This is a genomic window from Xenorhabdus sp. KJ12.1 (genome assembly GCF_963876495.1).
Classification (GTDB): domain Bacteria; phylum Pseudomonadota; class Gammaproteobacteria; order Enterobacterales; family Enterobacteriaceae; genus Xenorhabdus; species Xenorhabdus stockiae.
In genome coordinates this window covers 93,523-112,489 of record NZ_CAWNQH010000035.1, presented here as the reverse complement: position 1 = coordinate 112,489, position 18,967 = coordinate 93,523, and the positions used below count along the sequence as shown (strand labels likewise).

19 protein-coding genes and 1 pseudogene are annotated in these 18,967 nt (G+C 43.2%); 16 read left to right on the top strand and 4 right to left on the bottom strand.

Annotated features, from left to right (window positions below):
• Window positions 1-220 precede the first annotated feature (220 nt).
• From mnmG to glmS, 13 genes are all read left to right on the top strand, one after another.
• Window positions 221-2,110, top strand: coding sequence for a tRNA uridine-5-carboxymethylaminomethyl(34) synthesis enzyme MnmG (gene mnmG, locus AACS92_RS04175; protein ID WP_099110086.1), 1,890 nt, complete (start codon window positions 221-223; stop codon window positions 2,108-2,110).
• 12 nt (window positions 2,111-2,122) lie between these two features.
• On the top strand, window positions 2,123-2,737 hold the full coding sequence (gene rsmG / locus AACS92_RS04170) for a 16S rRNA (guanine(527)-N(7))-methyltransferase RsmG (protein ID WP_099110085.1): 615 nt from the start codon (window positions 2,123-2,125) through the stop codon (window positions 2,735-2,737).
• A gap of 615 nt (window positions 2,738-3,352) precedes the next feature.
• Window positions 3,353-3,730, top strand: coding sequence for a F0F1 ATP synthase subunit I (gene atpI, locus AACS92_RS04165; protein ID WP_099110084.1), 378 nt, complete (start codon window positions 3,353-3,355; stop codon window positions 3,728-3,730).
• Window positions 3,731-3,761: 31 nt separating this feature from the next.
• Entirely contained in the window at window positions 3,762-4,586 is an 825-nt protein-coding gene (gene atpB, locus AACS92_RS04160; protein ID WP_099110083.1) for a F0F1 ATP synthase subunit A, read from the top strand.
• A 49-nt stretch (window positions 4,587-4,635) separates the two neighbouring features.
• The gene (gene atpE / locus AACS92_RS04155; RefSeq protein ID WP_038266976.1) at window positions 4,636-4,878 is read left to right on the top strand and encodes a F0F1 ATP synthase subunit C; all 243 of its coding nucleotides are present in this window, start codon (window positions 4,636-4,638) and stop codon (window positions 4,876-4,878) included.
• A 54-nt stretch (window positions 4,879-4,932) separates the two neighbouring features.
• Window positions 4,933-5,403: a F0F1 ATP synthase subunit B gene (atpF, locus tag AACS92_RS04150; protein ID WP_099110082.1), complete on the top strand. Its 471-nt coding sequence runs from the start codon at window positions 4,933-4,935 to the stop codon at window positions 5,401-5,403.
• A 12-nt stretch (window positions 5,404-5,415) separates the two neighbouring features.
• A complete protein-coding gene (gene atpH / locus AACS92_RS04145) occupies window positions 5,416-5,949 on the top strand; it encodes a F0F1 ATP synthase subunit delta (protein WP_099110081.1) in 534 nt (177 codons plus the stop codon).
• 14 nt (window positions 5,950-5,963) lie between these two features.
• Window positions 5,964-7,505, top strand: a complete 1,542-nt coding sequence (gene atpA / locus AACS92_RS04140; protein ID WP_099110080.1) for a F0F1 ATP synthase subunit alpha — start codon at window positions 5,964-5,966, stop codon at window positions 7,503-7,505.
• Between the two features lie 72 nt (window positions 7,506-7,577).
• Window positions 7,578-8,441, top strand: coding sequence for a F0F1 ATP synthase subunit gamma (atpG, locus tag AACS92_RS04135; RefSeq protein ID WP_099110079.1), 864 nt, complete (start codon window positions 7,578-7,580; stop codon window positions 8,439-8,441).
• Window positions 8,442-8,475: 34 nt separating this feature from the next.
• Entirely contained in the window at window positions 8,476-9,858 is a 1,383-nt protein-coding gene (atpD, locus tag AACS92_RS04130) for a F0F1 ATP synthase subunit beta (protein WP_099110078.1), read from the top strand.
• Between the two features lie 21 nt (window positions 9,859-9,879).
• Window positions 9,880-10,302 carry a F0F1 ATP synthase subunit epsilon gene (locus AACS92_RS04125; protein ID WP_099110077.1) on the top strand — a complete coding sequence of 141 codons (423 nt, stop codon included), beginning with the start codon at window positions 9,880-9,882 and terminating at the stop codon, window positions 10,300-10,302.
• 233 nt (window positions 10,303-10,535) lie between these two features.
• Window positions 10,536-11,966, top strand: coding sequence for a bifunctional UDP-N-acetylglucosamine diphosphorylase/glucosamine-1-phosphate N-acetyltransferase GlmU (glmU, locus tag AACS92_RS04120; protein WP_099110076.1), 1,431 nt, complete (start codon window positions 10,536-10,538; stop codon window positions 11,964-11,966).
• Between the two features lie 138 nt (window positions 11,967-12,104).
• A complete protein-coding gene (gene glmS / locus AACS92_RS04115) occupies window positions 12,105-13,934 on the top strand; it encodes a glutamine--fructose-6-phosphate transaminase (isomerizing) (RefSeq protein ID WP_099110075.1) in 1,830 nt (609 codons plus the stop codon).
• A 1,115-nt stretch (window positions 13,935-15,049) separates the two neighbouring features.
• Here glmS and AACS92_RS04110 read toward each other — a convergent pair.
• A pseudogene (locus AACS92_RS04110) lies at window positions 15,050-15,124 on the bottom strand (SEC-C metal-binding domain-containing protein); the annotation flags it as partial.
• A 70-nt stretch (window positions 15,125-15,194) separates the two neighbouring features.
• A complete protein-coding gene (locus tag AACS92_RS04105) occupies window positions 15,195-15,491 on the bottom strand; it encodes a TM2 domain-containing protein (protein WP_099110073.1) in 297 nt (98 codons plus the stop codon).
• 218 nt (window positions 15,492-15,709) lie between these two features.
• Between AACS92_RS04105 and AACS92_RS04100 the strand changes: the two genes are divergently transcribed.
• The 3 genes from AACS92_RS04100 to AACS92_RS04090 all read left to right on the top strand — a co-directional run bounded on the left by AACS92_RS04100 (window position 15,710) and on the right by AACS92_RS04090 (window position 17,216).
• Complete coding sequence (locus AACS92_RS04100) at window positions 15,710-16,129, top strand: Fic family protein (protein WP_339373540.1); 420 nt, start codon at window positions 15,710-15,712, stop codon at window positions 16,127-16,129.
• A 145-nt stretch (window positions 16,130-16,274) separates the two neighbouring features.
• On the top strand, window positions 16,275-16,916 hold the full coding sequence (locus AACS92_RS04095) for a CPBP family intramembrane glutamic endopeptidase (protein ID WP_099110071.1): 642 nt from the start codon (window positions 16,275-16,277) through the stop codon (window positions 16,914-16,916).
• A gap of 90 nt (window positions 16,917-17,006) precedes the next feature.
• A complete protein-coding gene (locus AACS92_RS04090; RefSeq protein ID WP_099110070.1) occupies window positions 17,007-17,216 on the top strand; it encodes a hypothetical protein in 210 nt (69 codons plus the stop codon).
• 49 nt (window positions 17,217-17,265) lie between these two features.
• Here AACS92_RS04090 and AACS92_RS04085 read toward each other — a convergent pair whose 3' ends face one another.
• Entirely contained in the window at window positions 17,266-17,898 is a 633-nt protein-coding gene (locus AACS92_RS04085) for a LysE family translocator (RefSeq protein ID WP_099110069.1), read from the bottom strand.
• Between the two features lie 69 nt (window positions 17,899-17,967).
• Complete coding sequence (locus tag AACS92_RS04080) at window positions 17,968-18,903, bottom strand: LysR family transcriptional regulator (protein WP_099110068.1); 936 nt, start codon at window positions 18,901-18,903, stop codon at window positions 17,968-17,970.
• Window positions 18,904-18,967: the final 64 nt, after the last annotated feature.

Below are 18,967 nucleotides of genomic sequence, written 5' to 3'. Positions count from 1 at the left end.
TTCACAGCAAATGATCCTTTTCAGCATCATGATCTTTCTATGGAAAATCCACTTATCCACAGATGATCGCGATCCTAATAAAAGATCTAATAAAGAGATCTTTAAATAAAAAGATCTTATTTTAAATAATGACGATCACTCCTACTTGGTCTAACGGCCAAACTTGAGTAGAATTCTCTCCCCAATGCAAACTAGCATTCTTACAATTGAAGGTTCGCACATGTTTTATCCAGAACATTTTGACGTCATCATTATCGGCGGTGGTCACGCTGGTACTGAAGCAGCAATGGCAGCCGCACGTATGGGGCGTCAAACCTTATTACTGACTCACAATATTGATACTTTGGGCCAGATGTCATGTAATCCAGCCATTGGTGGGATCGGTAAAGGGCATCTGGTAAAAGAGATCGATGCACTTGGCGGCCTAATGGCAAAAGCAACGGATCTGGCTGGCATTCAGTTCAGAACACTTAATGCCAGCAAAGGCCCAGCAGTTCGTGCAACACGTGCACAAGCTGATCGTGTACTGTATCGACAGGCTGTAAGAACTGCACTGGAAAACCAGCCTAACTTGATGATCTTCCAGCAGTCAGTCGAAGATCTCATCGTTGAAAATGATACCGTTACCGGTGTTGTTACTCGTATGGGGCTGAAATTCAGGGCAAAATCTGTTGTTCTGACAGTTGGTACTTTCCTTGATGGAAAAATTCACATTGGTCTAGAAAATTACAGCGGCGGACGTGCCGGTGATCCTCCGGCGATCGCTTTATCACATCGTTTACGCGAACTGCCCTTACGCGTTTCCCGACTGAAAACAGGTACACCACCTCGTATCGATGCTAGAACCATTGATTTCAGCCAACTTGAACAACAATTTGGTGATAACCCAACACCTGTATTTTCTTTCATGGGAAATAGGGATCAACATCCACAACAGATCCCGTGTTACATCACTCATACCAACGAAAAAACCCATGAAGTGATCCGCAATAATTTGGATCGCAGTCCGATGTATGCGGGGATCATCGAAGGGATCGGCCCACGCTACTGCCCTTCTATCGAAGATAAAGTGATGCGTTTTGCCGATCGTAATGCGCACCAGATCTTCCTTGAGCCAGAAGGGCTTACCAGCAACGAAATTTATCCTAATGGGATTTCAACCAGCCTGCCATTTGACGTACAGATGCAGATAGTCCACTCCATGAAAGGTATGGAAAATGCACGGATTATCCGTCCTGGTTACGCGATCGAATATGACTTCTTCGATCCACGGGATTTGAAACAGACACTCGAAAGCAAATTTATTAATGGTTTGTTCTTTGCAGGCCAGATCAACGGTACAACCGGTTACGAAGAAGCCGCGGCTCAAGGATTATTGGCCGGTCTAAACGCTGCCCGTTATGCTACTGAAGAAGACGGTTGGTTTCCTCGTCGTGATCAGGCTTATATCGGTGTGCTGGTTGATGATTTATGTACCTTAGGAACAAAAGAACCTTACCGGATGTTCACATCACGCGCAGAATATCGTTTGATGTTACGTGAAGATAACGCCGATCTACGTTTGACAGAACAAGGCCGTGAACTAGGATTAGTCGACGATCTGCGTTGGGAACATTATTCCCGTAAAGTTGAAATGATCGAGCAAGAGCGCCAGCGTCTGAGTAATATTTGGGTTCATCCACACTCTGAAAGCCTGGATGAGATCAATCAAGTGCTGAAAACCCCATTGTCCAAAGAAGCCAATGGTGAAGATTTACTCCGTCGCCCGGAAATGAACTACGAATTGCTAACATCAATGCCACGTTTTTCACCGGGGCTGACTGAACCTCAGGCAGCAGATCAGGTTGAGATCCAGGTTAAATACGAAGGTTATATTGCCCGACAGCTGGAAGAGATTGAAAAACAGCTACGTAACGAAAACACAGTATTGCCTGTTGATCTTGATTACAAACAAGTCAACGGACTTTCGAATGAAGTTGTTGCAAAACTGAATGACCATAAACCAAGTACAATTGGTCAGGCTTCACGTATTTCTGGCATTACACCGGCAGCGATCTCCATCTTGCTGGTATGGTTGAAAAAACAGGGTTTATTGCGTCGTAGTGCCTAAGAGGACAAAGTTTTGTTTAACAAATTGGAATCATTGTTAGCGAAGACAGACATCATTTTATCGTCGGAGCAAAAACAGCAACTTGTTGCCTACGTTGATATGCTCAACAAATGGAACAAGGCTTACAATCTGACATCTGTTCGTGATCCGGAACAAATGCTGGTTCGCCATATTATGGATAGCATTGTCGTTAATCCATTCCTTCAGGGAACTCGCTTTATTGATGTTGGAACAGGGCCCGGCTTACCGGGCATTCCACTGGCAATTGTACGGCCTGATTCTCATTTCACCTTACTGGATAGTTTGGGGAAACGCGTCCGTTTTCTACGCCAGGTTCAACATGAGTTAGGGCTCACTAACGTTGAGCCAGTACAGAGCAGGGTTGAGGAATTCACTCCTGAGGTGCTTTTTGATGGAGTGATCAGCAGGGCTTTTGCATCTTTGCAGGATATGCTGTCATGGTGCCATCACCTTCCTAAAGCCACTGATGGGCGCTTTTATGCGCTGAAAGGCATAGTGCCGGAAGAGGAGTTGACTCAGTTACCTTCGGGGATCAGTCTTGATGCAGTCATTCCGCTTTTGGTTCCTGAGCAAGAAGGGCAGCGCCATTTGGTGGTACTTAAGTAAAACAGATTTTGTTGTTTATCAATAAAAGTTTAAATAATTAGTGACGTCAGCCACAGTTATATTGTTACGGACGTTACTAATTATCTTCCCTATCTTTTCATATTTATTTACCGATAGATCACAGAAAAATAACTTTCATTTTATATTGAGCAAATTGTTCTTTCTAAGAAGAGACATCCATTTTCTTTATAAATAAATTTTAGAGAAAGTGTTCAAAATAAACCTTTAAGATTTTTTGCTGATATATTGAATAAAACTTTATAGCTATAATATTAATTAATTGATTTTATATAGAAAAAATAAAAGGCAGCCATCACAAATTTAATGGTAAACGGTATTAATGTTTTGATTGAATGTGATATGTATCACGTTTGTTTTTGGGCTCGATAGATTAAAAGTTACAAAATACTAAATAGTATTTGTGAGCAATCTACCATCAAAGTTAGAAATTTAAATTATTATTCACTTTTTCGCTACTTATGGATTGAATTCATTTCGTCTGCCCGTATAATTTGCACGTTTTTGTCACTTGACACTCTTAAGCAAAGACAGTTTTATACAACATTCAGCAAAGCCTGATATGTAATGGTGTACTTCAGGGAGAAAACAAAAGTCATGTCTGTATCCCTTTATAGCGGTAAAATTGCACTGAAACTGTTGCTTTTGCAGTTAATGACTTTTGTTATTCTCAGTGCGGCTTTTTATACCAGAAGTATCGAATGGGGCGTTTCTGCTTTTGCCGGTGGGTTAGCATTTTGGCTGCCAAATGTCATTTTTATGCTGCTTACTCACTTTCAAAAGGTAAAAGAAGAGGGTGTACCTGTACGCATTGCATGGTTCTTCGCTATTGGTGAAGGGGTTAAAGTTATCACCTCGATAGCTATGCTGATAGTTGCCTTAGGGGTGTTCAAGGCGGCATTTGCACCACTTGGTGTGGCCTATTTAGCGGTGCTGATTGTGCAGATCATCGCACCTGCCGTAATGAACGGTTAGTGTTTTTAACAATAAAAGGGTAAAAAGCATCATGTCTGCATCAGGAGAAGTTTCAACTTCAGAGTATATAAGTCATCACCTGAGACACCTTCAGTTAGACTTGCGTACCTTTGAGTTGGTCAATCCCCAAGCTAGTGGCTATGAAGCGACGTTCTGGACGTTGAACATTGACTCGCTTTTTTTCTCCGTCGTATTAGGGATGTTGTTTCTGTTTGTATTCAGGAAGGTTGCCGTTAATGCCACTGCTGGCGTGCCGGGTAAATTCCAGACTGCAGTAGAAATGATTATCGGTTTCGTTGATAACACTGTTCGTGATATGTATCACGGAAAGAGCAAAGTGATTGCCCCTCTGGCTTTGACTGTGTTCGTCTGGGTGTTTTTGATGAACGCATTGGATTTGCTGCCAATCGATCTTATTCCTTTAATCGGTGAACATGTCTTCGGCCTGCCTGCTCTGCGTATTGTTCCAACAGCAGATGTTAGTGTCACTATGTCGATGGCGCTTGGCGTCTTTGTCCTCATCCTATTCTATAGCATTAAGATGAAAGGAATCGGTGGTTTTGCGAAAGAGCTGGGGTTACAGCCTTTCAATCATCCTCTGTTTATTCCTATTAACTTAATTTTGGAAGGGGTTAGCTTGCTGTCTAAACCTATATCACTCGGTCTGCGACTGTTTGGTAATATGTATGCCGGCGAACTGATCTTTATTCTTATTGCGGCTCTCTTACCGTTTTGGTCACAGTGGATGCTCAGCTTACCATGGGCGATTTTCCACATACTGATTATTACGTTACAAGCCTTTATTTTCATGGTTCTGACGATTGTTTATCTGTCGATGGCATCTGAAGAGCATTAATTTTATCAATCATTAATAGTGTTTTAACTGAAACAAACTGGAGACTGTCATGGATATAAACATGGATCTGCTGTACATAGCTGCCGCTATTCTGATGGGTTTGGCTGCTATCGGTGCTGCGATCGGTATCGGCATCCTTGGGGGCAAATTCTTGGAAGGTGCAGCTCGTCAGCCTGATCTGATCCCTCTGCTGCGTACTCAGTTCTTTATCGTTATGGGTCTGGTTGACGCCATCCCGATGATCGCTGTGGGCCTGGGCTTGTATATGATGTTCGCTGTCGGTACCAAGTAACTTACAGAACTGAAAATTAAGCCGATTCATTAATTGAAATAGAGGTATTGTGCCGTGAATATTAACGCAACAATCCTCGGCCAGGCCATCGCGTTTGTCCTGTTTGTTTTGTTCTGTATGAAGTATGTATGGCCACCAATCATGGCGGCCATCGAGAAGCGTCAGAAAGAAATTGCTGACGGTTTGGCTTCAGCAGAGCGTGCTAAAAAGAACCTGGACTTAGCGCAAGCCAATGCGACCGACCAACTGAAAAAAGCGAAAGCAGACGCACACGCTATCATCGAACAGGCTAATAAACAAAGAGCCCAGATTATTGATGATGCAAGGACTGAAGCTGAGCTGGAACGTAGCAAAATAGTAGCGCAGGCTCATGCTGAAGTTGAAGCTGAAAGCAAGCGTGTTCGTGAAGAGCTACGTAAACAGGTTGCGCTGTTGGCTATCGCAGGTGCCGAGAAGATCATCGAACGTTCCGTGGATGAAGCTGCTAACAGCGACATCGTTGATAAACTGGTCGCTGAACTGTAAGGAGGGAGGGGCATGTCTGAATTTGCTACTGTAGCTCGCCCCTACGCCAAAGCAGCTTTTGACTTTGCTGTGGAACACCAATTTCTCGAACACTGGCAGAACATGCTGGCGTTCGTTGCAGAGGTAACCCGCAATGAGCAGGTTGGTGAGCTGCTTTCCGGTTCATTAGCACCGGAAACGTTAGCCAATACCTTTATCACTTTATGTGATGATCAGGTAGATGAGCATGCTCGTAACTTTATTCGTGTCATGGCAGAAAATGGTCGCTTGCTGGTATTGCCAGAAGTCTTCCTGCAATTTATCCAATTGCGTGCATCACTGGAATCAACAATTGATGTTGAAGTGATATCTGCGTCCGAACTGAATGAGCAGCAGCAGGCTAAAATTTCTGCGGCGATGGAAAAACGTCTGTCACGCAAAGTGAAGCTGAATTGCAAAATTGACAAGTCTGTTATTGCCGGCGTGATTATCCGTGCGGGTGACATGGTGATCGATGGCAGTATTCGTGGCCGTCTGGATCGTTTAACAGACGTCTTGCAGTCTTAAGGGGACTGGAGCATATGCAACTGAATTCCACCGAAATCAGCGAACTGATCAAACAGCGTATTGCTCAGTTCAATGTGGTGAGCGAAGCTCACAATGAAGGTACGATTGTTTCCGTTAACGACGGTATCATTCGTGTCCACGGTTTAGCCGATGTCATGCAGGGTGAGATGATCGCACTGCCTGGCAACCGTTATGCAATTGCACTGAACCTGGAGCGAGACTCCGTGGGTGCGGTTGTTATGGGTCCGTATGCTGACTTGGCCGAAGGCATGAAAGTCAAATGTACTGGCCGTATTTTGGAAGTACCTGTTGGTCGTGGTTTGCTGGGTCGTGTTGTTAACACACTGGGTGAGCCAATCGACGGTAAAGGTGCTGTTGAGCACGATGGTTTCTCCCCAGTAGAAGTTATCGCTCCGGGCGTTATTGATCGTCAATCCGTTGACCAGCCTGTCCAGACAGGTTACAAATCTGTTGATGCCATGATCCCAATCGGCCGTGGTCAGCGTGAGCTGGTTATCGGTGACCGTCAGACAGGTAAAACTGCACTGGCGATTGATGCGATCATTAACCAACGTGATTCCGGTATCAAATGTATTTACGTAGCGATTGGTCAGAAAGCCTCTACTATTGCTAACGTAGTTCGTAAACTGGAAGAGCATGACGCACTGAAAAACACCATCGTTGTTGTTGCATCTGCTTCTGAATCTGCTGCCCTGCAATATCTGGCACCGTATTCTGGCTGTGCGATGGGTGAATACTTCCGTGATCGTGGTGAAGATGCCCTGATTGTTTACGATGACCTGTCTAAACAGGCTGTTGCTTACCGTCAGATTTCTCTGTTGCTGCGCCGTCCACCTGGACGTGAAGCATTCCCTGGTGACGTTTTCTATCTGCACTCCCGTCTGTTGGAGCGTGCAGCGCGTGTTAACGCTGAATATGTTGAAAAGTACACCAATGGTGAAGTGAAAGGCAAAACAGGTTCTCTGACAGCACTGCCAATCATCGAAACACAGGCTGGTGACGTTTCTGCATTCGTACCGACAAACGTTATCTCCATTACTGATGGTCAGATCTTCCTTGAATCTGCTCTGTTCAACGCAGGTATTCGTCCGGCGGTTAACCCAGGGATTTCCGTATCCCGTGTAGGTGGTGCTGCTCAGACTAAGATTATCAAGAAACTGTCTGGTGGTATCCGTACTGCTCTGGCTCAGTACCGCGAACTGGCGGCATTCTCCCAGTTTGCATCTGATCTGGATGATGCGACTCGTAAGCAGCTGGATCACGGTCAGAAAGTAACTGAGCTGTTGAAACAGAAACAGTATCAGCCAATGTCTATTGCACAACAGGCTCTATCTCTGTTTGCTGCTGAGCGTGGCTATCTGGAAGATGTCGAAATCGCGAAAGTGGTCAGTTTCGAATCTGCGCTGTTGGCGTATGCTAGCCATGAACATGCTGATCTTCTGAAAGAGATTGACCAGTCTGGCGATTACAACGGAGAGATCGAAGCGAAGCTGAAAGCTCTGTTGGAATCCTTCAAGGCGACTCAGTCCTGGTAACACTATTCGGCCCTGTTTGATTCTGTTTAATGAAAAAACACGGGCCGTCTGGTTGAATACGGAGAAGCAGAAATGGCCGGCGCAAAAGAGATACGTACCAAAATCGCCAGTGTGCAGAACACGCAGAAAATCACTAAAGCGATGGAAATGGTCGCCGCGTCCAAAATGCGTAAAACGCAGGACCGCATGGCGGCCAGCCGTCCTTATGCAGATACCATTCGCAGCGTGATTGGACACCTTGCGTTAGGTAATCTGGAGTACAAACACCCATACCTTGAAGAGCGTGAAGTTAAACGCGTTGGGTACGTGGTTGTTTCTACTGACCGTGGTTTATGTGGCGGTTTGAACATTAACTTGTTCAAAAAATTGCTGATAGAAATGAAAGACTGGTCTGATAAAAAAGTCCAGGTTGATTTGGCACTTATTGGATCAAAAGCGGTTTCTTTCTTTTCTTCTGTTGGTGGCAACGTTGTTGCCCAGGTAACAGGGATGGGAGATAACCCATCATTGTCCGAATTGATCGGGCCAGTCAGCGTCATGATGCAAGCATATGACGAAGGGCGTCTGGATAAACTGTATATAGTGACAAACAAGTTCCACAATACAATGTCTCAGGTTCCGACAATCACTCAGTTATTGCCTCTGCCAGCCGGAGACGATGAAACACTGAAGAAGAAGTCCTGGGATTATCTGTATGAACCAGATCCTAAGGCGCTGTTGGATACCTTGCTGCGTCGCTATATAGAATCGCAAGTTTATCAGGGCGTCGTTGAAAACCTGGCTAGTGAGCAGGCCGCACGAATGGTAGCGATGAAAGCCGCGACTGATAACGGTGGCAACCTGATCAAAGAGTTGCAGTTGGTTTACAACAAAGCTCGTCAGGCCAGCATTACTCAGGAACTCACCGAAATCGTTTCGGGTGCAGCTGCGGTTTAACAGCTAGGTTTACGAATTACGTAGAGGATTCAAGATGGCTACTGGAAAGATTATCCAGGTAATCGGCGCCGTGGTGGACGTCGAATTCCCTCAGGACAGCGTACCAAAAGTATACGATGCCCTTGAGGTTAAAAACGGTGAAGAAAAACTGGTGCTGGAAGTTCAGCAACAGTTAGGCGGCGGTATCGTTCGCTGTATCGCAATGGGTACTTCTGATGGTCTGCGCCGTAATTTGGAAGTGACTGATTTAGGTCATCCAATCGAAGTCCCTGTTGGTGAAGCGACTCTGGGTCGTATCATGAACGTACTGGGTGACCCGATTGATATGAAAGGTGACATTGGCGAGCAAGAGCGCTGGTCAATTCACCGTACTGCACCAAGCTATGAAGAGTTATCTAACTCTCAGGAACTGCTGGAAACCGGTATCAAAGTAATGGACCTGATTTGTCCATTCGCTAAAGGTGGTAAAGTCGGTCTGTTCGGTGGTGCGGGTGTAGGTAAAACCGTTAACATGATGGAGCTGATCCGTAACATCGCGATCGAGCACTCCGGTTACTCTGTATTTGCGGGTGTAGGTGAACGTACTCGTGAAGGTAACGACTTCTATCATGAAATGACAGACTCCAACGTACTGGACAAAGTATCTCTGGTATACGGTCAGATGAATGAGCCACCAGGAAACCGTCTGCGTGTTGCTCTGACCGGTCTGACCATGGCGGAAAAATTCCGTGATGAAGGCCGTGACGTTCTGTTGTTCGTCGATAACATTTACCGTTATACCCTGGCAGGTACCGAAGTATCGGCACTGTTGGGTCGTATGCCATCTGCGGTAGGTTATCAGCCAACGCTGGCGGAAGAGATGGGTGTTCTGCAAGAACGTATCACCTCTACCAAAACTGGTTCAATCACTTCCGTACAGGCGGTTTACGTTCCTGCGGATGACTTGACTGACCCATCACCAGCAACAACCTTTGCTCACTTGGATGCAACCGTTGTACTGAGCCGTCAGATCGCATCTCTGGGTATCTACCCAGCGGTTGACCCACTGGATTCAACCAGCCGTCAGCTTGATCCACTCGTTGTTGGTCAAGAGCACTATGATGTAGCTCGTGGCGTTCAGTCTATCCTGCAACGTTATCAGGAACTGAAAGACATCATCGCGATTCTGGGTATGGACGAACTGTCAGAAGATGACAAACTGGTTGTTGCTCGTGCTCGTAAGATCCAGCGCTTCCTGTCTCAGCCATTCTTCGTTGCAGAAGTATTTACCGGTTCACCAGGTAAATTCGTTTCTCTGAAAGACACCATCCGTGGCTTCAAAGGCATCCTGAACGGTGATTATGACCACCTGCCAGAGCAGGCGTTCTACATGGTTGGTACCATCGAAGAAGCTATAGAAAAAGCTAAGAAGCTTTAATACGGCTGACGGGAGGTTGATATGGCTGCAATGACGTTCTCCCTGAACGTAGTCAGCGCTGAAAAACTGATGTTTGAAGGGCTGGTACAGAAAATTCAGGTGACTGGTAGTGAAGGTGAGTTGGGGATTTATCCTCAGCACACCCCGCTGCTTACTGCCATAAAACCGGGCATGATACGTATTGTTAAGCAGTTTGGTGAAGAAGAGTTTATCTACCTGTCAGGTGGTATTCTGGAAGTTCAGCCAAACGGCGTGATCGTACTGGCCGATACAGCGATCCGTGGTAAGGATTTGGATGAAGCCAAAGTGCTTGAAGCCAAGCGCAAGGCGGAAGAACATGTCCGTAATTCCCACGGCGATGTTGATTATGCTCAGGCATCTGCTGAATTGTCGAAAGCGATTGCAAAACTTCGTGTAATCGAACTGACGAAAAAGCTGATGTAGGATTACCCAATAAATTTCAAATAGTAACTGATAAAGTTAAATTTGAGAGATAAAAGGTAAATACCCAATGGATTTCGAATTGCATTGAGATAATTGGAAAGACAGAGGGTAAGGCAGTAAATAAAAAGCCAGTTAGCATGACTAACTGGCTTTTTTGCATTACGAAATATGTAGCAATTTATTTCGTAAACAGGTTTACTTTTATACTTAAAATCGGAATTGTCAGGTTTCTTATGTCTATTACATCCAACGCAACTGTTTCCAAGCCAATAACTTCCAAATCAACGAGTGCAAAAAGTGTTGTGATACTGGCTGCGGGAAAAGGAACCCGCATGTATTCTGACCTCCCTAAAGTCCTGCACTCACTGGCAGGAAAGCCGATGGTTCAGCATGTCATTGATACTGCAATGGCATTGGGTACCCAAAATGTTCATCTGGTATATGGGCATGGCGGCGACCTGATGAAACAAACTCTTTCAGGCCAGAAAAACGCTAATCAAAACCTGAGCTGGGTATTGCAAGCAGAACAGCTAGGTACTGGTCACGCGATGCAGCAGGCGGCTCCACATTTTGCCGATGATGAAGATATTCTGATCCTCTACGGCGATGTACCACTGATTGCTCAGGATACGTTAGAACGTTTGATTGAAGCTAAACCAGAAGGCGGTATTGGATTATTAACCGCTATTTTGGATAACCCGACCGGATATGGTCGTATCATCCGTGAAAATGGTGAAGTCACAGGGATCATCGAACAAAAAGATGCGACTGACGAGCAGCGTAAAATCAACGAAATCAACACCGGCATTCTGGTTGCAAACGGTGGTGATTTGAAACGCTGGTTATCCAAACTGGAAAACAATAATGCGCAGGGTGAATACTACCTGACAGACGTTATTGCACTTGCACATCAGGAAGGCCGTCAGATTAAAGCTGTGCATCCAAGCCGTTTAAGTGAAATGGAAGGGGTTAACAACCGTCTTCAGCTTTCTGCATTAGAACGTATTTACCAGTCTGAACAAGCGGAGAAATTATTGCTGGCGGGTGTCATGTTACTCGACCCGGCTCGTTTCGATCTGCGAGGAACATTAGAGCATGGCCGCGATATTACCATTGATACCAATGTCATTATTGAAGGTCATGTCGTATTGGGGAATAACGTTCAGGTAGGTTCTGGCTGTATTCTGAAAAACTGCGTTATCGGTGATGGTGCGGTAATCAGCCCTTATACTGTAATAGAAGACTCTGAACTCGCGGCTGAATGTACCGTAGGGCCTTTTGCTCGCTTGCGTCCGGGTTCTAAACTGGCGGAAAAAGCCCATGTCGGCAATTTCGTTGAAATGAAAAAATCCTCCCTTGGCAAAGGTTCCAAAGCAGGGCACCTGACTTATTTGGGTGATTCTGAAATTGGAAGTAATGTAAATATCGGTGCAGGAACCATTACCTGTAACTATGATGGCGCCAACAAATTTAAGACTATCATTGGTGATGACGTATTTGTGGGTTCTGACAGCCAGCTTGTTGCCCCTGTAAACATTGCTAAAGGTGTCACTATCGGCGCAGGAACCACCGTAACAAAAGATGTTGCTGAAAATGAGCTGGTTATCAGCCGTGTTAAGCAAACTCATATTAGGGACTGGAAACGTCCTGTTAAGAAAAAATAAATAAGATATACCCATAATAAAACCCCATCTCTACAAAGCTCGGGGACCGGTAAATCCAGAACGAGATTTGCCGGAACACAATCAGGTTGTGAGACATAAAAAGGGCGTTTACAGCCCTATTTTTAGGAATAAAAACACATGTGTGGAATCGTTGGTGCAGTAGCACAGCGTGATATAGCAGAAATACTGATCGAAGGTCTTCGTCGTCTGGAATACCGTGGTTATGACTCTGCGGGTATGGCTGTCGTTGACAGCGAAAATCAGATGACTCGTCTGCGTGAAGTGGGCAAAGTACAGATGTTGGCTGATGAAGCTGATAAACAGCCTGTTATCGGTGGTACAGGTATTGCTCATACCCGTTGGGCGACGCACGGAGAGCCAAACGAACGCAACGCTCACCCTCATACTTCTGAGCATATTGCAGTTGTGCATAACGGCATTATTGAAAACCATGAAGAACTGCGTGAAGAACTGAAAGCACGTGGTTATGGTTTCTCTTCAGATACCGATACTGAAACCATTGCTCATCTTGTTCACTGGGAACAGCAACAAGGTGGCTCATTGCTGGAAATCGTACAGCGTGTTATCCCACAATTGCGCGGCGCTTATGGCACCGTCATTATGGATAGCCGTCAGCCAGATGTGCTGGTAGCTGCGCGCTCCGGTAGCCCATTAGTGATTGGTCTGGGCGTTGGTGAAAACTTTCTGGCATCTGACCAGCTGGCATTACTGCCAGTGACTCGCCGCTTTATCTATCTGGAAGAAGGCGACGTTGCCGAAATCACCCGCCGCACTGTTCGCATTTTTGATGTGCAGGGTGAAGCCGTTGAACGTGAGCAGATTGAATCTAACGTTCAGTACGATGCAGGTGACAAAGGTGTTTACCGTCACTATATGCAGAAAGAGATTTACGAACAGCCAATGGCGATTAAAAACACGCTGGAAGGCCGTGTGAGTCATGGTGAAGTTAATCTGTCCGAGCTGGGAGCTAATGCAGCAGAATTACTGTCTCAGGTAGAACATATCCAGATTGTTGCCTGCGGAACGTCTTTCAATGCTGGTATGGTTTCCCGCTACTGGTTTGAATCACTGGCGGGTATTCCATGTGATGTAGAAATCGCCTCTGAATTCCGTTACCGCAAACCAGCCTGCCGTAAAGGTAGCCTGTTGATCACCCTGTCTCAATCCGGTGAAACAGCGGACACACTGGCAGCACTGCGTTTATCCAAAGAACTGGGTTACCTGACTTCCCTGACCATCTGTAACGTTGCAGGCTCTTCTCTGGTACGCGAATCAGACTTTGCCCTGATGACCAAAGCGGGCGCAGAAATCGGTGTAGCATCCACCAAAGCATTCACTACTCAGCTAACCGTATTGCTGATGCTGGTGGCTTACATGGGACGCTTGAAAGGTGCTGATGACTCTCTGGAGCAGAATATCGTTCATGCCCTGCATGCGTTACCAAGCCGCATTGAAAGCATGTTGTCGAAAGACAAAGTGATTGAAGCACTGGCAGAAGACTTCTCTGAGAAACACCACGCATTATTCCTCGGCCGCGGCGATCAATATCCGATCGCGGTTGAAGGTGCGCTGAAACTGAAAGAGATCTCCTACATCCACGCAGAAGCTTACGCAGCGGGTGAACTGAAACACGGCCCACTGGCACTGATTGATGCTGATATGCCGGTCATCATCGTTGCACCAAACAACGAACTGCTGGAAAAACTGAAATCTAACATCGAAGAAGTCCGCGCCCGTGGTGGTCAGTTGTACGTCTTCGCCGATCAGGATGCCGGTTTCACCGACAGTGAAAACATGAAGATCATCTCCCTGCCACACGTAGAAGAACTGATCGCCCCGATCTTCTACACCGTGCCACTGCAATTGCTGTCTTACCACGTTGCCTTGATCAAAGGAACAGATGTGGATCAGCCGAGGAACTTGGCGAAGTCTGTGACAGTGGAGTGATGGTTTAATCACCATATATAATAAAAGTTAATTCTTTCTAAATCCGGTCATGTGAAAACTGACCGGATTTTATTACTCGGATTAGCGGCGCTTAATAGCAAGTCTGGATCACCAATCCGTTGATAAAGAAAGTACTGCCCCAAAATCCAGCTGTGCAGGGTTTTGGGGTTTAAATCCTATACCGCGTGAGCGTATCAAACTGCAAACCGGAAAGTCTGCGTCAGCAATGGCAGGATATCTGCTTTTCTGGGTAATGCGTTTTCAATAGGACCCCATTTATATTCAATCGTTACAAATCCCCAAAACTGCAAAAAACGCGCGATAAAGCGAGATTCAATCACCATTTTGAGTGACTCTGTTGGTGAAAAGTACTCATCCGGTATGAACTGATGAAGTAAAGCAGGGAATGCAGTAGTGACTTCTTCACTTAATTGATCAACAGAACCATGGCATTGTAGACGCCAAACCATAAACAGCCAGAAAGTGCGTATATCAATGTCTTCCCAATTGTCCAAGTAGCCCCAATTATACTGTGTGGTTGCGGCTTCTAGCATAGGTAAGAAAAAGGCATTAATGCCATGGGTTTGATATTGCTTCTGCGCATCTTTTTTCACATAGTAGCGACCACTTCTACGGTAAATAATGCCAGCAATTTCTGCCAATATCCGAGTGTAATGCAGTGCATTAAATTTATCTTCATTACTACCAGAAAATTCATTGATCCTAATAAACTTAGCCACTGGAAATTCAGGCAACAAATCACAGGCTTGTTTTACCAGTTTTGTGGGTAAGTTACCTTTGGTGGTCGCTTTAAATGAGCCTTCATTCTGCATCGCTTCATCTAAGATTAACCCTAAATAGCGCATCACTGGGCTACTTGATAAATCATCCGGCGTGTTGATGGTGACACAAGACAATTGATCGAATGGCGCATACATCCAATTGTTCATTTGGGTTGGTGATAGGCCACAAAACTCAGTATTAGGCCGATTATTATGCTCATTTACTCTATGTTGAGTAACCGCATTTAGCTCATCTAGCGTCAGATTTGGGTTCATAGCAGCGAATTGCGAAATATCATCTAACAATTTCGCCTGTTGCTTTGAAACGCTATCCATACAACAACGTTTGTATTTTTTCCCGCTGCCACAGGGACAAGGATCGTTCCGACCAACTTTCATTTTAAATCGCTCTATTTTATTTTTGCTGATGTATGCTTTCGGTACTGCTTATTCCATTTTCATTAAACTTCTTAGTTAATTAACCATACTTACGGGCAAACTCTTCATCGGAGTTGCACAGGTAAATAATGAATTCAATGAAAGAAATGAAGTAAGGGATGAACGTCCAACAGAAAATTAGATATAAAAAGCCTTGCGCAATTTTACCCAGATAAAACTTATGAACGCCAAATCCTCCTAGAAAAAACGCTAAGAGTGCAGCAGCGAGACGGTTTTTAGTTCCTACAGTTCCTTGTATTGCACCACAGTTTGGACACGCTTTAGCTGTTTCGTGAATTTTATTACCGCACCCGCGGCAAAACACCATACTCGACATTGAGCTTAATCCTTTTAATTAACCTGAGTTTTGGATAAAAATCGACTAACTGCCTGTTTCAGAAGAAAGTTTTGGTAAATGTTGAAAAACTGCTCTGAGGGAGAACAAGCTATGGTTAAGCTAGTAGAAATTTTTTATCGTGTCGACGATTTTTGTCATTTACTCATCCATTTGCTCATCTATGGCAAACGTTGATTTTGAGTGAATGGCGCTCGGAGTTGGCATGGTTGCCGGTTGAAACCATTATTCATTATCAGCAGCAGGCATATTATCAGGTGCTTAGAGAATGTGATAAGGCCAGTGATTGCACAGTATTTATTGATTTTATACTGGAAAAATTAGCTGAAGCACTTAAGGAAAGTATTGATACAGAACAGCCGGATACTATCTTAGAGTCGGAAGAAATGTCGGTACAAATGTCGGTACAAATGTCGGAAGAAAATACACAACAACTGAACGCGACTGCGAAAAAAGTCCTGTCTATTATTATTAATCATCCAGCTATAACAATATCTCAACTAGCTGATGATTTAGGGGTTACTCCTAGAACAATAGAACGAAATATTAAAGTATTGCAGGAATATGGGTATTTAATTCGGGTTGGTGCGAAAAAAGGGGGATATTGGAGGGTTAGATAAAATTGGCTGTTTTTAATTTTTGTTAGATCACTTTTAGCTCCTTGTGAATTCGAGAAATTAGACCAATCCTAATAGGATTTTACAACTATAATTTAGCGAATTTCATGGTATAACATCATCATTTAAACGGAAGTTACCCTAAAGCATGATGCAATACACAGACAGAGTTACTCATTCATTAATTTGCATAGCAGTTTATATCGGCTGGTTTGCCTTGTCTTTCCTGTCGGTTTTCTTTCCTAATGCAGTAGAGTTATACCGTTCTGACTTAGGTATCCCAGTATTATGTATTCTGATCTGGTTGCCTTATTCACTCCTTTGCTGGCGCAGCTATCAGAAAAAATTTAACTTAATGCCTATCGGGAAATTACGATTGGCAGATCTCATATTACCCGTGCTAGCAATTCTTGCTCTGATTTGGATAAATGATATTCTTGGGATAGAAGAATCTTGGACTTCACATGCTTCTGATTTATCTGTTTTTATTTTTTTCCTATATGTAATTTCTATTTGCATAGCTGCTCCGATTGTTGAAGAAATTATATTCCGTGGATTTTTATTAAATGCAGGTATGGGATATGGAAAAAGGGGAAAACAGATAGCCATTTTAATAATATCATTGTTATTTTCAGCTGGACATGTACAATATTCATCATCCACCACTTTTATATTTATATTCGTATTTTCCGTTATTCTGTGTCACGTCAGGATACACACCCGTTCTCTGATTGTACCTATGGCATTACACGCGTTTAACAATATACTATCGGTATCATATTATTCTTAATTCAACAAAGGGTATGGTAAATGGCATACCCTGCTCTTATTTTTTATTTTCAGTGGTTAAATTTTTTATTATTATAAAAGGAAACAAAAAATGAATAACAAAAAATCTGGAAAAAACTGGTCTAAGGATTTCACTTTAGATTTTTTAAAAAAATTTATCGTCAGTAATATTATTGCTATTATAGTTTATTTTGTAATTACCGCTATAGCTGCTTATATTTTAAATGTTATTATTGGGGCTGCTGCAACCTTAGCGATCTTTATAATTATATGTGTTATTTTGTTTTTTCTGTTTACATAAATAATCCTCTGCTTAATTATATATAATGAGTCATGTTAACTATATCTTTTCAAATCTGGATCATTAACAAATTAATCGCTAAACCAATAAAAATAACACTTGTCACTTTATTTAAAATAGTTTGTACTGATGAATCATTCTCGATAAATTCATGTAAAAAACCAGACAAGTAAGATATCATCGCAAATGAAATAAAAGCCACGGCGATAAATATCAATCCCAAGTATAATAATTGAAGTGAAACAGGGATCGCATCTTCGCAGTTGCTGATAAACTGAGGTAGAAAAGCCAAAAAGAAAATAATCACTTTTGGGTTTGATAAATTCATTATCAGCCCTTTTTTAATGAGTTTTCTGCTTTTACTGAAAAGCTTAGAACTATCATTGAGGCTAACAGGCTTGGCATTAAAAGCTTTCCATGCCAGATAGGTTAAGTAAAGTACTCCAAGCCCTCTAATAAACTCAAAAGTGATAGCATTTTCCCGTATTATTGCGGCAATACCTAATGAGACTAAAGATGTCTGTATTATTAACCCAACACATAATCCAATGGTAATGGATATGCCTGTTTTCCGTCCATTCAGGGCTGATTGACTTAAGACTAAAATATTATCCGGCCCCGGTAAGAAGCATAAAAATGATGATATTCCAATAAATGTGATGAGTGTTTCTATTGATGGCATTATATATATATCCCTGGATTGGCTGAATAGTATATTAATGCCATTAATCTGCGTGTAAATATAATAAATTTACTTGTTGGTATGAATTAATTTCATACCGTATTTTATTGTTCTTTCAAGGTGACTTTTAATTAAAGGTAAGCAAAGTTCTCTGAACCATTTATGCTCTGGGTCTTCATGGTGTTTAGCATGCCAGAGTAAGTAGTATTGTTGTGGCTTGATATCAATAGGTAAGGTTTTTATTTTTAAATCATATCGCTGAGAAAAATCAGCTGCGATATGCAGTGGCATGGTCAGCATTGTGTCCGTTTTTAATACCAACTCAATGGCTGATTGGAAAAAAGGAACTGTTGCGAAAATACGACGTTTCCGGTTTATTATTGCTAATTGTTGATCAATCGGACTGTTTTTATCTCCGCCGCCACTGATGAGAATATGTCGGCCATTAATATAGTTGCTGACCGTCATATTGTTATCAGAATTAGGATGGTCGTTCCTGAATACCACTATAAGCGGTTCTTCCGCCATTAAATTCCCGTATAAATTATCGGGTACTGAATCAGCAATTGTTGCTACTAAATCCACATCCTGCTCAGCTAAGTTATACAGGTTATCTTTATGCCACTGTTTATATTCAATACTTACATTAGGTGCTTCTTTTTCAATATGGCTCAATATAGAAGGTAAAATAGCCTGAGCAACATAATCGCTGGAAGCTAAAGTAAACTTTCTGTTGCAAAGACTTGGTTCCATTAATTCGGGTGAATACAGATTATTTAACTGTTGAAGTAAGGCCGGAAGTTGTGCTTTCAGTTTTTCTCCTTTTTTCGTCAGGATGAACTGATTGCCTTCACGCACAATAATTCTGTCATGAAAATCTTCACGTAGCTGATTTAATGTTTTACTCATTGCAGACTGGGTAACATTTAACTGTTTTGCAGACTCGGTCAGGTTAAGTGTTTTCAGTATTGATACCAGCGCAGGGAGCAATTTATAATTATTCAAGGTGTGATTTCCATATATTAAATGGACAATGATTTTATGTAATAAGAGTGTGCTTATCTATGAG

Excerpts from the sequence above, each read along its gene's own strand:
- mnmG (WP_099110086.1), top strand. The coding sequence starts at position 221 with ATGTTTTATCCAGAACATTTTGACGTCATCATTATCGGCGGTGGTCAC.
- atpI (WP_099110084.1), top strand. The coding sequence starts at position 3,353 with ATGTCTGTATCCCTTTATAGCGGTAAAATTGCACTGAAACTGTTGCTT.
- atpB (WP_099110083.1), top strand. The coding sequence starts at position 3,762 with ATGTCTGCATCAGGAGAAGTTTCAACTTCAGAGTATATAAGTCATCAC.
- atpE (WP_038266976.1), top strand. The coding sequence starts at position 4,636 with ATGGATATAAACATGGATCTGCTGTACATAGCTGCCGCTATTCTGATG.
- atpH (WP_099110081.1), top strand. The coding sequence starts at position 5,416 with ATGTCTGAATTTGCTACTGTAGCTCGCCCCTACGCCAAAGCAGCTTTT.
- atpA (WP_099110080.1), top strand. The coding sequence starts at position 5,964 with ATGCAACTGAATTCCACCGAAATCAGCGAACTGATCAAACAGCGTATT.
- atpG (WP_099110079.1), top strand. The coding sequence starts at position 7,578 with ATGGCCGGCGCAAAAGAGATACGTACCAAAATCGCCAGTGTGCAGAAC.
- atpD (WP_099110078.1), top strand. The coding sequence starts at position 8,476 with ATGGCTACTGGAAAGATTATCCAGGTAATCGGCGCCGTGGTGGACGTC.
- AACS92_RS04125 (WP_099110077.1), top strand. The coding sequence starts at position 9,880 with ATGGCTGCAATGACGTTCTCCCTGAACGTAGTCAGCGCTGAAAAACTG.
- glmU (WP_099110076.1), top strand. The coding sequence starts at position 10,536 with ATGTCTATTACATCCAACGCAACTGTTTCCAAGCCAATAACTTCCAAA.
- glmS (WP_099110075.1), top strand. The coding sequence starts at position 12,105 with ATGTGTGGAATCGTTGGTGCAGTAGCACAGCGTGATATAGCAGAAATA.
- AACS92_RS04105 (WP_099110073.1), bottom strand. The coding sequence starts at position 15,491 with ATGTCGAGTATGGTGTTTTGCCGCGGGTGCGGTAATAAAATTCACGAA.
- AACS92_RS04095 (WP_099110071.1), top strand. The coding sequence starts at position 16,275 with ATGATGCAATACACAGACAGAGTTACTCATTCATTAATTTGCATAGCA.
- AACS92_RS04090 (WP_099110070.1), top strand. The coding sequence starts at position 17,007 with ATGAATAACAAAAAATCTGGAAAAAACTGGTCTAAGGATTTCACTTTA.
- AACS92_RS04085 (WP_099110069.1), bottom strand. The coding sequence starts at position 17,898 with ATGCCATCAATAGAAACACTCATCACATTTATTGGAATATCATCATTT.